General features: G+C 68.7%; 13 protein-coding genes. 7 read left to right on the plus strand and 6 right to left on the minus strand.

Features of this window, described 5'->3' with window-relative positions; genetic code table 11:
* Nucleotides 1-83: 83 nt before the first annotated feature.
* From ASF87_RS09540 to ASF87_RS09550, 3 genes are read right to left on the minus strand one after another with little or no spacing between them, the layout of a single operon-like run.
* Nucleotides 84-1,304 carry an acyl-CoA dehydrogenase family protein gene (locus tag ASF87_RS09540; protein WP_056375645.1) on the minus strand — a complete coding sequence of 407 codons (1,221 nt, stop codon included), beginning with the start codon at nucleotides 1,302-1,304 and terminating at the stop codon, nucleotides 84-86.
* Nucleotides 1,304-2,530: an acyl-CoA dehydrogenase family protein gene (locus tag ASF87_RS09545; protein WP_056375646.1), complete on the minus strand. Its 1,227-nt coding sequence runs from the start codon at nucleotides 2,528-2,530 to the stop codon at nucleotides 1,304-1,306. The genes ASF87_RS09540 and ASF87_RS09545 overlap by 1 nt, the downstream gene beginning before the upstream one ends.
* Nucleotides 2,527-4,017 (minus strand): LLM class flavin-dependent oxidoreductase, encoded by a 1,491-nt coding sequence (locus ASF87_RS09550; RefSeq protein ID WP_082508822.1) that lies wholly within the window; start codon nucleotides 4,015-4,017, stop codon nucleotides 2,527-2,529. Before ASF87_RS09550 ends, ASF87_RS09545 begins: the two co-directional genes overlap by 4 nt.
* 182 nt (nucleotides 4,018-4,199) lie before the next feature.
* Between ASF87_RS09550 and ASF87_RS09555 the strand changes: the two genes are divergently transcribed.
* The 4 genes from ASF87_RS09555 to ASF87_RS17790 all read left to right on the plus strand — a co-directional run bounded on the left by ASF87_RS09555 (nucleotide 4,200) and on the right by ASF87_RS17790 (nucleotide 9,042).
* Complete coding sequence (locus ASF87_RS09555) at nucleotides 4,200-5,540, plus strand: ABC transporter substrate-binding protein (RefSeq protein WP_056375647.1); 1,341 nt, start codon at nucleotides 4,200-4,202, stop codon at nucleotides 5,538-5,540.
* Nucleotides 5,533-6,459 carry a carbohydrate ABC transporter permease gene (locus ASF87_RS09560; protein ID WP_082508823.1) on the plus strand — a complete coding sequence of 309 codons (927 nt, stop codon included), beginning with the start codon at nucleotides 5,533-5,535 and terminating at the stop codon, nucleotides 6,457-6,459. The genes ASF87_RS09555 and ASF87_RS09560 overlap by 8 nt, the downstream gene beginning before the upstream one ends.
* Nucleotides 6,452-7,270, plus strand: a complete 819-nt coding sequence (locus ASF87_RS09565; protein ID WP_056375648.1) for a carbohydrate ABC transporter permease — start codon at nucleotides 6,452-6,454, stop codon at nucleotides 7,268-7,270. Before ASF87_RS09560 ends, ASF87_RS09565 begins: the two co-directional genes overlap by 8 nt.
* A gap of 137 nt (nucleotides 7,271-7,407) precedes the next feature.
* The gene (locus ASF87_RS17790; protein WP_162238681.1) at nucleotides 7,408-9,042 is read left to right on the plus strand and encodes an Ig-like domain-containing protein; all 1,635 of its coding nucleotides are present in this window, start codon (nucleotides 7,408-7,410) and stop codon (nucleotides 9,040-9,042) included.
* Between the two features lie 66 nt (nucleotides 9,043-9,108).
* Here ASF87_RS17790 and ASF87_RS09575 read toward each other — a convergent pair whose 3' ends face one another.
* On the minus strand, nucleotides 9,109-9,651 hold the full coding sequence (locus tag ASF87_RS09575) for a hypothetical protein (protein ID WP_056375650.1): 543 nt from the start codon (nucleotides 9,649-9,651) through the stop codon (nucleotides 9,109-9,111).
* A gap of 154 nt (nucleotides 9,652-9,805) precedes the next feature.
* Here ASF87_RS09575 and ASF87_RS09580 point away from each other — a divergent pair, with 154 nt between their 5' ends.
* The gene (locus tag ASF87_RS09580; RefSeq protein ID WP_056375651.1) at nucleotides 9,806-11,029 is read left to right on the plus strand and encodes a sensor histidine kinase; all 1,224 of its coding nucleotides are present in this window, start codon (nucleotides 9,806-9,808) and stop codon (nucleotides 11,027-11,029) included.
* Nucleotides 11,026-11,628 (plus strand): response regulator transcription factor, encoded by a 603-nt coding sequence (locus ASF87_RS09585; protein WP_042538906.1) that lies wholly within the window; start codon nucleotides 11,026-11,028, stop codon nucleotides 11,626-11,628. Before ASF87_RS09580 ends, ASF87_RS09585 begins: the two co-directional genes overlap by 4 nt.
* 207 nt (nucleotides 11,629-11,835) lie before the next feature.
* Here ASF87_RS09585 and ASF87_RS09590 read toward each other — a convergent pair whose 3' ends face one another.
* Nucleotides 11,836-12,519, minus strand: coding sequence for a cation transporter (locus tag ASF87_RS09590; RefSeq protein ID WP_056376440.1), 684 nt, complete (start codon nucleotides 12,517-12,519; stop codon nucleotides 11,836-11,838).
* On the minus strand, nucleotides 12,519-12,851 hold the full coding sequence (locus ASF87_RS09595) for an ArsR/SmtB family transcription factor (RefSeq protein WP_157550041.1): 333 nt from the start codon (nucleotides 12,849-12,851) through the stop codon (nucleotides 12,519-12,521). The genes ASF87_RS09590 and ASF87_RS09595 overlap by 1 nt, the downstream gene beginning before the upstream one ends.
* A 119-nt stretch (nucleotides 12,852-12,970) precedes the next feature.
* On the opposite strand from ASF87_RS09595, the gene ASF87_RS09600 reads away from it, so the two are divergent.
* Complete coding sequence (locus tag ASF87_RS09600) at nucleotides 12,971-13,447, plus strand: GNAT family N-acetyltransferase (RefSeq protein WP_056375653.1); 477 nt, start codon at nucleotides 12,971-12,973, stop codon at nucleotides 13,445-13,447.
* Nucleotides 13,448-13,452 lie beyond the last annotated feature (5 nt).

The raw sequence follows: 13,452 nt of genomic DNA on the forward strand, positions 1-13,452 counted from the left end.
ATGCGGCTTCGGCCAGGGAACCGGGTGCCTGTGTCGTTCCGTCCGCCTCGAGACGGGCGAGGTGGGCAGCCTCGGTGAACGTCTCAGTGCTCGGCCGTGCTCGCCTCCAGAACCTTCGCCTGCCCGACCGACCAGACGAACTCGGGCGTCCGGCCGTTCACGGCGTGGTCGCCGAGCTGTCGGGCCTTGAAGATCCACGGGTTGTGCGATGACACGGTACGAGCGTTCCGCCAGTGGCGGTCGAGAGCGGTGCCCGACCTCACGGCAGATGCGCCGAGCGTGTCGAACAGCCGAGAGGCGGCGCGGGGCACCAGGTCGGTGAGCACGATCTGCGCCTGCGCCGAGCGGAGTTCGGCCGCGATCACGGCATCCTCCGTCTCCGGTGTGCCCAGCACGTCTGCTGCGTGCTGGACCGCTCGAGCGACGTCGAGTACGAGCGCCCTGGCCGTCGCACTCGTCGCCGTCAGCTCGCCGACGATCTGCAGGATCTGAGGATCGTCGGCCACTCGTTGGGCACTGCCGTGGCTGTAGGTGCGAGTGCGTGCCCGCACCTGAGCGACGGTGTCGCGCTCGATCGCGGCGGCGATCCCGGCCAGCACCGACAGCAGCGTCAGCTGATAGACCGCCGTCTGGAACGGGAACCGTGACGTGAACGGCTCGACGTCGTCTTCATCGACCGAGGCGTCCGTGAACACGGCAGTGCCGGTGCCCGTCAGCGGCTGTCCGAAGCCGTCCCAGTCGTCGGAGATCTCCACTCCGCCCTGATGCCTGCGGATGAGCGCGGTCACGGTCGTGCCGTCGAGGTCGACGGTCGCGTCGATCCACTCCGCGAAGATGCTGCCCGTCGTGTAGAACTTGCGTCCGTCGACGCGCCAGCTTCCATCGGGGCGTCGGGTCACGCGCGTCGCGTTCGTCCCCACGGCGGCGGCACCGTTCTCCGACCACGCGTTGCCGACCAGCTCTCCGTCGGCGATGCGCTCAAGCCAACGGGAGCGCCGCTCACTCGGCGTCGCAGCCAGGATGTGCTCGACGTATGCGATGTGGCCACGGAAGATCTGCGGGAGGTTCGAGTCGGCCGCGGCGAGCTCGATCAGCACCTCGGCGAAGGATTCCCAGTCCAGCCCGAAACCGCCGTGCTCGATCGGCAGCCGGAGCCGACCGAAGCCCGCTGCGCGGAGGGCGGTGACCTGGGCGAACGGCAGCTCGTGATCCTTCTCCCGTGCGACCGTGCCCGCCGCGATCTCTGCGAAGACCGGGCGCAAGCGCTCCCGCACGGCATCGAGCCGCCGCGTCTGCTCACCCATCAGGTGTACAGCGAGATCGGCTGGAGCTCGCCGTTCAGCGTCCAGGCGCCGACCTCGAGCTTCTTGTAATCGATCGGATCGTGCAGCGAGTGCGTGCGGATGTTCCTCCAGAACAGGTCCAGGCCCACGTCCGCGCGGGCGGAGCTCGATCCGGTGATCTCGAAGATCCTGTTCGCGACCTCGATGCCGACCTCGGTCGAGACGACCTTGACCTTGGCGATCTCGATGGCGAGCTCGCCGCGGCGCTCCGCCGTGACGCCGTCGCCCTCAGCCACGACCTCGTCGAACAGACGCCCCGCGCGGTCCGTCAGCGCCTCGACCGCCGCGATCCGCGACGAGAACTCGCCGACGACGCGCTGCACGAACGGGTCATCCCGGTACGAGTCGGCCTGGCTGAGGAACCAGGCGCGCGGGCGCGCACGGACGATGTCGAGTCCCCGGGCGAGTGCTCCCTCGGCGACACCGAGGTAGAGGTTGCCGAAGGCGAGCTGGATGCCTGGCGTGATCAGCGTCGAGAAAGGCTCGTCCCCGAGCTCGCCGAGCACGTCGTCGGCAGACACGCGCACGTCTTCGAAGCGGACGGACCCGCTCGCCGACAGCCGCTGTCCCAGTGCATCCCAGTCGCCGAGATATCGGATGCCGTCGCGGTCGTGGTCCAGCACGACGAACAGCACCTGACCGTCGCGCTCGCCGCCGCGCACGAGTGCGGCCGCCAGCACGACGTCGCCGGCCGAGGCGCCGGTCGAGAAGCGCTTGAGACCGTTGAGTCGATACCCCTCGCCGTCGACGGTCAGTTCGAGGTCGGGGTCGGTCGGGTTCACGGAGTCGCCCCACACCCATCGACCCTCGGTGGTCTTGCGGTGCCATTGCTCCTGCACCGACGGTTCGGCCGCGAAGCCGATGTTGCCCGAGTTGATGTAGTGGTACGCGAGAACCTGGGCGACCGACGCATCGGCGCGCGACAGGATGCGGATGACGAGGAAGGCCGTCTCCCAGTGCGCGCCGCCACCCCCGAACTCGGCCGGCTGCAGAAGCGTCACCAGCCCCGCATCGCGGAGCAGGTCGAGCTCGACCGTCGGGTCCTGGTTCGCTCGGTCGCGCTGCAGCGCATCGCTCTCGAGCTCGGCGGCGACGCGCTCGGCGATGCCCCGCCAGTGCGCGCGCTCTTCGGCATCCGCCGTTCCCGTCCATCGGCTGCGGTGGGTGGTCTTTGCGATGACGCTCATCGGGCGCCCTCCTTCTCGGTGAGTTCTGTCAGGTCGTCGAGTTCCGCCGGAACGGAGGCGGCCGCTGCATCCACCAGCGGCCCGCCGAGCGTGCCGTCGAGAGCCGACGCGCCGCCCTCGTAGGCGCCGCGGTAGGCGTGCGCGGGATGCCACTCGGGCACCACGGGGGAGCCGTCGCCGCTGAGTCGTCCGCGCAGCGTGCCCTCGGGGTAGTCGTCCCAGGTGCGCCCGCGGCGGCGGAGCTCGGGCACGAGGTGGTCCACGATGTCCTCGAACGATCCGGGTGTCACGACGTAGGCGATGTTGAAGCCGTCGACACCGCCGACCTCGACCCATCGTTCCAGCTCGTCCGCCACGGTCTGCGGGCTGCCCACGATGACGGGACCGATGCCGCCGATTCCGACGTAGTGGGCGATGTCGCGAGGCGTCCACTTGCGCTCCGGATCGGCCTTGGTGAAGACCGAGAGGGCGGATCGTCCGGCATCCGTGTCGACGTATTCGAGGGGGACGTCGGGGTCGTATTGCGACAGGTCGAGTCCCGTCCATCCGGCATAGAGTGCCAGCGCGCCCTCGACCGAGACATAGCGGCGATACTCATCGAGCTTCGCCTGAGCCTCCTCGTCCGTCGCCGCGACGACGACCGTGACCAGGGTGAGGATCTTGACCGAATCCCGCGGGCGTCCGAGAGCCTCGGCGCGATCGCGGATGTCGTCGGTGACCGGACGCGTCGCCTCCGGACGCAGTCCGTTGATGAAGATCGCCTCGCCGTGCTTCGCGGCGAACTGGCGTCCGCGAGGGGAGGCACCCGCCTGGAACATCACCGGCGTGCGCTGCGGGCTGGGTTCGGCGAGATGGATGCCGGGAACCCGGTAATGCCGCCCCTCGTGGCCGATCGGGTGCACGCGCGACGCATCCGCGAAGACGCCGGCCTCCCGATCGCGCAGCACGGCGGTGTCCTCCCACGACCCTTCCCACAGCTTGTACGTGACGTCGAGGAACTCCTCGGCGATCTCATACCGGTCGTCGTGCGCGATCTGCGTGTCGAGCCCGAGGTTTCGGGCGGCGGAGTCGAGGTAGCTCGTCACGACGTTCCATCCCACGCGGCCGCGCGTGAAGTGGTCGAGAGTCGAGAACCGGCGCGCCAGCGCGTACGGCTGCTCGTAGGTCGTGGCGACGGTCACACCGAATCCGAGGTGCTCTGTCGCATGCGCCATGGCGGAGATCTGCACGACGGGGTCGCCGAGGGGAACCTGCGTCGCATCACCGAGCGCCGTGGCGGCCGAGTCGCGATAGACGTCGTACGTCCCGAGCACGTCAGCGATGAAGATCGCATCGAACCTGCCCCGCTCGAGGGTCTTCGCGAGATCCACCCAGTAGTCGAGATCGTGGTACCGATCGGCCTGGTTCTCAGGGTGCCGCCAGAGTCCTGGAGCCTGGTGAGTCACGCAGGTCATGTCGAAGGCGTTCAGGATGATGCGGCGAGACATGGTGCTCCTCAGGAGATCGGGGACTTCGCGACCATAGCCACTCGAGCAGTATGGCGACCCGCCGGATGACTCTTCGCGTCGCTCCACGACGAACTGTTACGTCCGCGATGCGGCGGTCGTCCCTCGGCTCCTAGCGTGAGCGCCGATCTGCTTCCCCGACCCGACGCCTTGAGGAGCCCCCCATGTCATTCCTTCCGAGCCGCCGTCGCCGCCGCGTCCTCCTCGGTGCCGCCGCTCTGACGGCCGCGACCATCGCCGTCGCCGGCTGCGCGACCCAGAGCCCCGAGTCCGGTGGTGAGGGCGCAGACGGCGACTTCTCGGGCCAGACCCTCAATGCGCTGCTCATCACGTCGCACGAGGGCGCAGGAAACTGGCTCAAGGAGCACTTCGAAGAGGAGACCGGCGCTGAGGTGAACCTCACGATCGTGCCCTACGACGAGATCGGCTCGACCCTCGCCCTCGACCAGCAGTCGGGCGCGAACACGTTCGACGTCGCCGCTCCCTGGTACGTGTCGATCGGGGACCTCGCTGAGGGCGGCTCCATCCAGGACCTCACCGACTGGATCGACGAGACCCCGTCGCTCGACACCGACGACTTCATCCCCTCGATCAACGACCCGTACACGGTGGTCGGCGACCGCCGCTACGGGCTGCCCTTCGACGGCGACACCCACGTGCTCTTCTACAACAAGGAGATCCTCGAGCGGAACGGCATCACCGAGCCGCCGGCGACCTGGGACGAGTACCTGGCCGACGTGAAGACGATCACCGAGAACGAGGGCGACGAGGGCGTCTACGGATCCGCGATCTTCGGTCAGAAGTCGCCGCTGATCCTCGGCGCCGCCTACGCGAACCGCCTGGCGGGCTTCGGCGGCGAGTTCGTCGACGAGGACGGCAAGCCCACGATCAACTCCCCGGAAGCGGTGGCCGCAGCGGAGGCGCTGGTGGATGCGGTGCCCTACGCCTTCCCGACCGCTGCCGAGACCGACTTCGGCGTCGGCAACGGCGCGTGGTACGACGGCAAGGTCGGCTTCATCGAGAACTGGACCGACCTCGGCGTGGGGTCGGAGACGAACCCCGACTCGAAGGTCGCGGGCAAGTGGGGCGTGACCACGTTGCCCGTCGGCGGCGAGAACACCGAGGCGCGCGCCTCGCTGGTGGCCGGCTTCACCTGGGTCGTCGCCGCGAACACCGAGAAGACGGACCTCGCCAAGGCCTTCATCGAGTACGCCGCGTCCAGCGAGGTCAACTCCGAACTCATCGTCGCCGACCCGCAGACGGGCATCGACCCGAACCGCGAGTCCTCGCTCGAGAGCGAGGCGTACGGCGAGACCTACCCCGACCTGCAGCGCGTGAACCGCACGACGCTCAGTGGATCGCTCGCGTGGCCCACGGGAGAGAACGCCTCGCAGGCGGCGCAGATCCTCACCGACGAGCTGGCGAAGCTCATCGCGGGTGACGGCGGCACTGCCCAGGAGACGCTCGACCGAGTGCAGGCCGAGTGGGAAGAGATCCTTGGCTGACGCCGCCGCGATCCGCGTGCGTGCCGCCCGCACGTCCGGCCGAGTGCCGAGACGGGCGGGCGGTGCCGCGCGAAACGGCACAGCACGGCTGCTGACCGCCCCGACGATCCTGTCGATCGTCGTGCTCGGTGCGTATCCGCTCGTCTTCATCCTCGCCGCGGCCCTCACCGACTCCACGCTCGGGCGGCCCTTCCAGGAGTGGGTGGGCACGGCCAACCTCGAGACGATCCTCAGGGATGCCGACGTCGTCGCGTCGTTCGCGCGGACGGTCGCCTACGCGGTGGTCGTGGCCGGTGTCAGCGTCGTGCTGGGCGTCGCGATCGCCGTCGCGCTGGAGCGGGCCACCCGCGCCGGAGCGGTCGTGCGCACTCTTCTCCTGCTCCCGTTGATCACGCCCCCGGTCGTGGTCGGCACGCTGTGGAAGCTCGTGTTCAACCCCGGCGGTGGGCTGCTCGCGACGCTTCTCCCGGGCCTCTCGCTCGCGCCGCTGTCGACCACCGCCTGGGCGCTGCCCGCGATCGGACTCGCCGACGTGTGGCAGTGGACGCCGCTCATCGTGATCCTCGTCTACGCCGCCCTGCTCACGCAGGATCCGTCGGTGCGCGAGGCCGCCTCTCTCGACGGCGCCCACGGAACAGGCCTGTTCCGGCACATCACCTGGCCGGCCATCGCGGGCACGGTGATCGCCGCACTCTTCATCCGGCTCGTCATCGCGCTGAAGGTCTTCGACCTCGTGTTCGTGATGACGTCGGGCGGACCCGGTCAGGCCTCGACCGTGACGACCTATCTCATCCAGCAGGTCGCCCTCAAGGAGTTCGACATCGGTCGGGCGTCCGCGATCACCCTGGTGTTCGCTGTCATCGTGACCGTGGTGACCCTCGTGGTGGCGATCTTCGCACGAAAGGCCCGGCATGACTGAGCGGCGCACCCGTCTGCGGCCCGTCGCGAGCAGTGTGCTCTTCGCGGCGCTCGCCGTCACCCTCGTGCCCCTTGCCTATCTGTTCTCGGTGTCGCTGATGGGGCGTGACGAGACGGTCTCGGGAGTCCTGTGGAGCGCCGCCCCGCACTGGGAGAACTGGGGCGACGTGCTGTCGACCGACATCCCGCGTTCGATCCTGAACTCCCTGGCCGCGGCTCTCGGCGGCGCCGTCGTCTCGCTCGTCATCGCAGTCCCCGGCGCGTGGGCCATCGTGCGCCACAACGCAGGTGGCCGCACGCTCGCGGCGACACTGATGAGCCCGTGGCTGCTTCCGCCGATCGTCGCCGTGGTGCCGCTGCTGACGCTTCTGCGATCCGTGGGGCTGAACAACACGCTTCTCGGACTCACGCTCGTCTACGCACTCGTCAACGTCCCCGTCGCCGTCTGGCTGCTGGAGGGCTTCATCCGCCGGCTCCCGGTCGAGATCGAGGAGGCGGCGCGCATCGACGGAGCGGGCACCCTGCGGATGCTGTGGTCGGTCGTCGTGCCGCTGCTGCTGCCGAGCCTCGTCGCGATCGGCATCATCGTCGCGATCCTCAACTACAACGAGTTCCTTCTCGCGACCTTCCTCACCCAGAGCGTGGACTCGCAGACCTTCCCGGTCGCGCTGTCTCTCTTCTACGGAGACCGCACACCGCACTTCGGCAAGATCGCGGCCGCGTCGTTCATCGGGGTGATCCCGGTCTTCGCCGCCGCGGTGTTCTTCCAGCGCTGGCTCGTGGGGGGACTGACTGCCGGGGCTGTGCGCTGAGTCGGGAACCACGCACTGCCATCAACCCATTCCGGTATATCGAAGCTGTATACCGGTTGCCACGTAATCCCCGGGCACTTTCCTGATCTCTTAGATGGGTCGCGACTGGGAGCGACTCGAATCGGATGGGGAAGACGATGACTGGGGAGCGTGGTTTCGTGCGTGCGCGCAGAAGGACGACAGGCGAGGCGAAGACGACCGGGGGAGCGAAGACGCGAGGTCGGGGCATCGCGGCGATGATCGTGGGGATGGTCATGGCGGTGACCGGACTTCTGGGGTCTGCTGTTCCGGCCACCGCGGCTCCGACGGTGACGTATCCCGGCGCGATAAGCGGTGTGTCCCTCGAGAATCAGCACGGTGGCGGGCCGCTCGTGCAGTGGCAGAACGTGAGGATCTCCGGTAAGTGGACAGTGCCGGCCGGAGCACAGGCGGGGGAGACCTTCGGGATGACGCTCCCCGCTGAGTTCAGTCGGCAGTCCGCCGGGGAGTTCGCCATCGCCGATCCCGTGACGGGTCTGGTCATGGCGAACTGCGCCGTGGCGGCGGGTGGCGGGCCCGACATGGTCTGCACTCTCACCGAAGCGGTCGAGGGTCTCGAGAAGGTCGGAGGCACGTTCTGGATGGAGGCACGGGCCTCGCAGACGACGACCAGCGAGACGGTCGAGTTCGACCTGGGCGACACGGTCGAGATCGTCGATCTCCCCGGCGACGGCGGAGTGGTGCCCGAAGACCCGGCCGAACAGGAAGAGCCCTACAAGTACGGCGGGGAGACCGCGACCGATGGACTGCTGAAGTGGGTCATCGGGATTCCGAGCGGCTATGTCGATGATGGGTCGTTCACGATCACCGACACGCTCGACGCGGGACTCACGGGGCATCACTACACCGGCGACGTGAAGCTGGTTCAGCGTGCGGTCGTGAACGGCGCGCTGGTCGGGGACGCGAGCGAGGTCGACCCTTCGGCCTACGTGATCGACCTGGCAGACGACGGGCGCTCGTTCGAGTTCGTGGCGTCCGGTCTGCCGGCCGGAGGGTTCGCATACGAGCTGGTCTACTTCACGCAGGCAGACGCACCCGTGGCCGATGGTGACATCTTCGGCAACCACGCGATCGTCGACACCTTCGAGACGTCGGCGACCCACACGGTCGTCGAGTCCGGTGGGGGCGACGGCAGCGGTGTCGCCTACACGACGTTCTCGATCACGAAGCAGATCACCGGTGCACAGGCGGACGCCGTGCGCGACGCGACCTACACGGTGCGGTACTCGGTCAAGGGATCGGATGCCCCGCCCGCCACGATGTCGGTTCCCGTGGAGCAGCCGGTGGTCAGCGCGCGTGCGCCCCTCGGATCGACCTTCGTGATCGAGGAGATCGATCTGCCGGAGATCCAGGGCGTGACGTGGGGTGAATGGACGATCGCCGGAGAGGGCGTCGTCGACGGCGGCGACGGCACCTACGAGGTGACACCGCAGACCACTGCCGGTGTCGAGCTGACCCTGACCAACATCGCCAACCCGGTGCCGGTCGTGACGCCGACGCCGACTCCGACACCGGTGGTGACGCCGACACCGGTCGTGACCCCGACTCCGACGCCGTCACCGGTGGTGACGCCGACTCCGATGCCGAGCCCGATCGCGGCCCCCGGCGGGCTGGCGCTGACGGGAGGCGAATCGGGTGCAGCGTTCCTGTCCCTCGCATTCGCGCTGATCGTCGGTGGCGGACTGGCTACAGGTATCGCCGCGAAGCGACGGTCGAGCGCCGGACGTCGCTGACGTCAGACACGCACGGAAGCCCACCCGCTCTTCGCGGGTGGGCTTCCGTGCGTGCGGCGCCGGGGATCAGCGGATCGCGTAGACGGCGCCGCCGACGATCACAGCCACGATCGTGGTCCAGCCGATGATCGCGACAGCCTGCCAGACGAGGATGCGGACTTTGCCGACGCCCGACGCGGCGAGCATCGTGGCCGTGAAATGCGTGGGCAGGAGCAGCGGGCCGAGCAGGCTGACGCCCGGCACGCCGTAGCGCTCGAAGGCCCGCTGGAACTTCTCGCGGCGGGCGCTGCCGCGGTCGGAATCCGCGGAGTCGGCGGGAACCGTCTCGACGGCTCCGCCGCCGGCGACCACAGCCTGCCGGCTGCGCGACCGGTTCACGATCGCTGTGCGCGCCCCCGAGCTGGCGATGACGAGCACAGCGACGCAGAGGAAGTTGCCGATGATCGCCGCGATCGCCGCGATCACCGGGTGGATGCCGCCGATGATGCCGATCGACACGGCACCCTCACCCTCGATGAAGGGGATTGCCCCGGCGAGGGCGACGATGAGCGGCTGGACGAGTTCGGGCACCTGGGCGACGAAGCCCTGGAAGGTCTCGATGAGATTCATGGGTGGCTCCTGCCGGTCTGAGCGACGGTGTCTCCGTCGCGATACATCCAGTCCACCGCCTTTCGCCGGACCGCGGCAGTGTCGCAGCGTCACTGCTTTCCGGGTGGTTCGCCCGCGGCATCCGTGACATGTGTCACGCCCGTACTCTGGGGGCATGAGCAGCACTTCTCCGGTCGTCGACCACTCCGGCGACCCGCCGCCCGGCGCGCGCCAACTCGCCCGCGGCATCACCGCGACCTGGTGGTACACATTCTCGGCCGTCGTCTTCCTCGAGCTGTTCCTGGTGCTGGTCTGGAGTCTGCAGGCCCTTGCCGTTCCGGGCGACACGGCGGCTCCGCTCATCGTGGGTCTGGGAGGCCTCGTCTGGTGGGCCTCGACGATGGTGCTGCTCGCCGGGTATCGCCACCGGCTCGACGCGGAGCCCGGAATCGCCTGGACGCGCATCGCGCTACCACTGCTGATGGCGGTCGGCTATGGCGTCGCAGGCGGGCTGGCGATCGACAGCTGGCTGCTCGCCATCATGCCCATTGCTCAGTCGGTGGTGCTGCTCAACTGGCCCAAGGGCATCCGCCTGCGGATCGTCGCGCTCGCCACCCTGCTGCTCGTTCTCGTCGCTTTCGTCGACGCGGCGAGGGGCGCTGCAGACATCGGCGTCGCCGGCTGGATCCCCGCGCTCTACGCGATACTCATCCCGGCGATGTCGGTCAGCTCCCTCTGGTGGTGGGATGTGCTCGTCACCGTCGACCGCGCCAGGGCATCCGAGTCGAGACTCGCTGCGACGCAGGAGCGGCTGCGCGTCGCCACGGATGTGCACGACCTGCAGGGGCACCACCTGCAGGTGATCGCCTTGCAGCTCGAACTGGCCGAGCGACTCATGGGGATCGACCCCGGTGCGGCTCTGGAGCAGCTGCAGGCAGCCAGGGTTAGTGTCGACGAAGCGCGGCAGGGCACCCGCGACCTTGCGACCCGCTTCCGTTCGGTGCCGTTGGGCGACGAGGTCGCGAATGCGCGAGATCTGCTCGCCGCGGCCGGACTCGACGTCGAGGCCGATATCGCACCGGACGCCGACGACGCGCCATCGTCGGCTCTCGGACCCGTGATCAGGGAGACCACGACCAACGTCTTGCGGCACGGCGCCGGGCGCCGCGCGCGTCTCGCCCTCCGCCGGGTCGCCGACGGCTGGCGTTACGAGGTCGCGAACGATGTGGCGGCCGGCGTCGGGGGAGAGCCGGTGGGGTCGGGGCTCGACGGGGTCAGACGACGCATCTCGGAAGCGGGCGGAACTCTGGAGATCCGCGAGGACGCCGGTGAGTTCATCGTCTCGGTGACGGTGCCGGCATCTGAGATGCAGCCTGCTGACGAGGAGGACACGCGATGATCCGGGTGCTCCTCGCGGACGATGAGGGCATGATCCGTTCGGCTCTCGCCGCGCTGCTGCGCCTCGAGGGAGACATCGAGGTGGTGGCCGAGTGCGCCGACGGAGAGCAGGCGCTCGCTGCCGCGCTCAGGTTGACCCCCGATGTCTGCCTGCTGGACCTCGAGATGCCGGGGCTCGACGGCGTCGAGGTCGCCGAGCGGCTGAACCGGGCGATCGTCACGCGCTGCGTCGTGGTCACCCGTCACGCCCGCCCAGGGGTGCTGCGGCGCGCGCTCGCATCGGGCGTCGCAGGTTTCCTCCCGAAGTCCCGAGGCGCCGATCAGGTCGCCGATGTGATCCGCAGGGTCGCGGCGGGAGCTCGCTATGTCGATCCCGAGATCGCGGCCGACGCGCTGAGCGATGAGCGTTCGCCCCTCACCGATCGTGAGCTGGACGTGCTGCGTGCGGGGCGTCGTGGTGAGACCACGACCCAGATCGCGAGGGCTTTGTCCCTCGCCCCGGGCACGGTGCGCAACCACATCTCCGCGGTGCTCGCGAAACTGTCGGTGGGCACACGGCAGCAGGCGGTGCTGATGGCCGAGGAGCGCGGCTGGATCTGACACCAGCGCGCCGAGCCCGTGACGAGCAGGAGGGCGGGTGGGGCTGTGGGAGGTGCCCCACCCGCGAGCCGCTCAACAGGGGAGAGTGCGGCTCAGACCGGAAGCGGGCTCATGTTCCCCCAGGCCGACTTCAGGTCTCATGTGCAAGACCCCGAAGTCGACCGAAAGTGACGCTGAGGTCAGGATCTCGCTGAACTTCTTCCTGAGTCAGTGCTCATGACGTGCGTCGTCGTGCGTGTGACGAGCGTGCTCGTCTTCCAGGATCATGCCGACCGAGGTCGCGCAGGCGTCGCCCTTCCATGCCTCGAGGCCCTCTCGAACGGCGAAGATCGCGATGACGAGTCCGGCGACGGCATCCGCCCACCACCAGCCGAACAGGCTGTTGAGGGCCAGTCCGATGAGCACCGCGGCCGACAGGTAGGTGCAGATCAGAGTCTGCTTCGAGTCGGCGACCGCCGTGGCGGATCCGATCTCGACACCCGCCCGTCGCTCGGCGAACGACACGAGCGGCATGATCACCACACTGAGCGCGGTCAGCACGAGACCGACAGCGCTGTGCTCGGGCCGGTCTCCGCCGAGCAGAGACAGCGCAGACGACGCAGTGACATAGACCGCGAGCGCGAAGAAAGCCACGGCGATCACTCGCAAGGTGGGCTTCTCCCAGCGCTCGGGATCGCGGCGGGTGAACTGCCAGGCGACGGCGGCGGCCGACAGCACCTCGATGCTCGAGTCGAGTCCGAACCCGATCAGCGCGGCAGACGAGGCGGCCGACCCCGCGGCGATCGCGACGACGGCCTCGATCACGTTGTAGACGATCGTGAAGGCCACGATGAGCCGGATGCGGCGATGCAGCGTCGCACGCCGATCGGGGGTGAGGGCGGTCACCGACATCAGCAGCTGCACCCGTCTCCGTCGCAGCAGCCGGGGTCGACGATCAGCATGACGCGCATCAGCTCGTCGAGGGCTGTGGCGAGGTGCGGGTCTGCGAGCGCATAGCGGCTGCGGCGTCCGTCGGCGGCGCTCTCGACGAGACCGCATCCCCGCAGACAGGCGAGGTGATTCGACAGGAGCTGACGGCTGACCCCGAGCTCGTCCGCGAGGTCGGAGGGATAGGCGGGGGCGTCTCGGAGGGCGAGCAGGATGCCTGCCCGAGTCGCGTCCGACAGTGCATGCCCGAGGCGGGCGACCGCGGCGGTATGGGTGAGCGAGGCGGTGAGGGTCACGCAACAACAGTACACAGAAATCTGAATTCAGAGAATCCTGAATCGGTGCGGATCGGCAACATCTGCGAAATCTCCCCTCGATATCGTGAACGGCGCTGGCACCGAATCGAAGGGACGACATGGACGTGACGGTCGAGCGAGTGGCGTGGTCGCATCCGGACGCAGAGCGGCTCAGAGCCGCTCAACGCAGAGAGCTGGACGCGCGGTACGGCAGCGATGACCACGAGCCGGGCGTCATCCCCTCGGCCGACGATGTGCCGGTCTTCCTCGTGGCGAGGGACGGTGGCGGTCACGCCGTCGTGTGCGGCGGTCTCAGACCCTTGCATCCGGAGGTCCTCGGATCGGATGTCGCAGAGATCAAGCGGATGTATGCGGCGCCGTCCGCGCGCGGAACAGGGGCGGCCGTCGCCCTGCTCCGCGCCCTCGAGACGGAGGCGCGACAGCTCGGCATCCGGTCTCTGGTGCTCGAGACCGGCACCGCTCAGCCGGATGCCGTGCGCTTCTACCAGCGCGAAGGGTACGTGCCGATTCCGCTGTTCGGGCACTACGTCGGCAGCGATCTCTCACTGTGCTTCGAGAAGGTGCTCGGCGCCTGAGACGG

This window comes from Microbacterium sp. Leaf161 (assembly GCF_001423645.1).
Taxonomy (GTDB): domain Bacteria; phylum Actinomycetota; class Actinomycetes; order Actinomycetales; family Microbacteriaceae; genus Microbacterium; species Microbacterium forte.

What these genes read in the sequence shown, in the direction of transcription:
- ASF87_RS09540 (WP_056375645.1), bottom strand. Translation starts at nt 1,304, where the DNA reads ATGGGTGAGCAGACGCGGCGGCTCGATGCCGTGCGGGAGCGCTTGCGC.
- ASF87_RS09545 (WP_056375646.1), bottom strand. Translation starts at nt 2,530, where the DNA reads ATGAGCGTCATCGCAAAGACCACCCACCGCAGCCGATGGACGGGAACG.
- ASF87_RS09550 (WP_082508822.1), bottom strand. Translation starts at nt 4,017, where the DNA reads ATGTCTCGCCGCATCATCCTGAACGCCTTCGACATGACCTGCGTGACT.
- ASF87_RS09555 (WP_056375647.1), top strand. Translation starts at nt 4,200, where the DNA reads ATGTCATTCCTTCCGAGCCGCCGTCGCCGCCGCGTCCTCCTCGGTGCC.
- ASF87_RS09565 (WP_056375648.1), top strand. Translation starts at nt 6,452, where the DNA reads ATGACTGAGCGGCGCACCCGTCTGCGGCCCGTCGCGAGCAGTGTGCTC.
- ASF87_RS17790 (WP_162238681.1), top strand. Translation starts at nt 7,408, where the DNA reads ATGACTGGGGAGCGTGGTTTCGTGCGTGCGCGCAGAAGGACGACAGGC.
- ASF87_RS09575 (WP_056375650.1), bottom strand. Translation starts at nt 9,651, where the DNA reads ATGAATCTCATCGAGACCTTCCAGGGCTTCGTCGCCCAGGTGCCCGAA.
- ASF87_RS09580 (WP_056375651.1), top strand. Translation starts at nt 9,806, where the DNA reads ATGAGCAGCACTTCTCCGGTCGTCGACCACTCCGGCGACCCGCCGCCC.
- ASF87_RS09585 (WP_042538906.1), top strand. Translation starts at nt 11,026, where the DNA reads ATGATCCGGGTGCTCCTCGCGGACGATGAGGGCATGATCCGTTCGGCT.
- ASF87_RS09590 (WP_056376440.1), bottom strand. Translation starts at nt 12,519, where the DNA reads ATGTCGGTGACCGCCCTCACCCCCGATCGGCGTGCGACGCTGCATCGC.
- ASF87_RS09600 (WP_056375653.1), top strand. Translation starts at nt 12,971, where the DNA reads ATGGACGTGACGGTCGAGCGAGTGGCGTGGTCGCATCCGGACGCAGAG.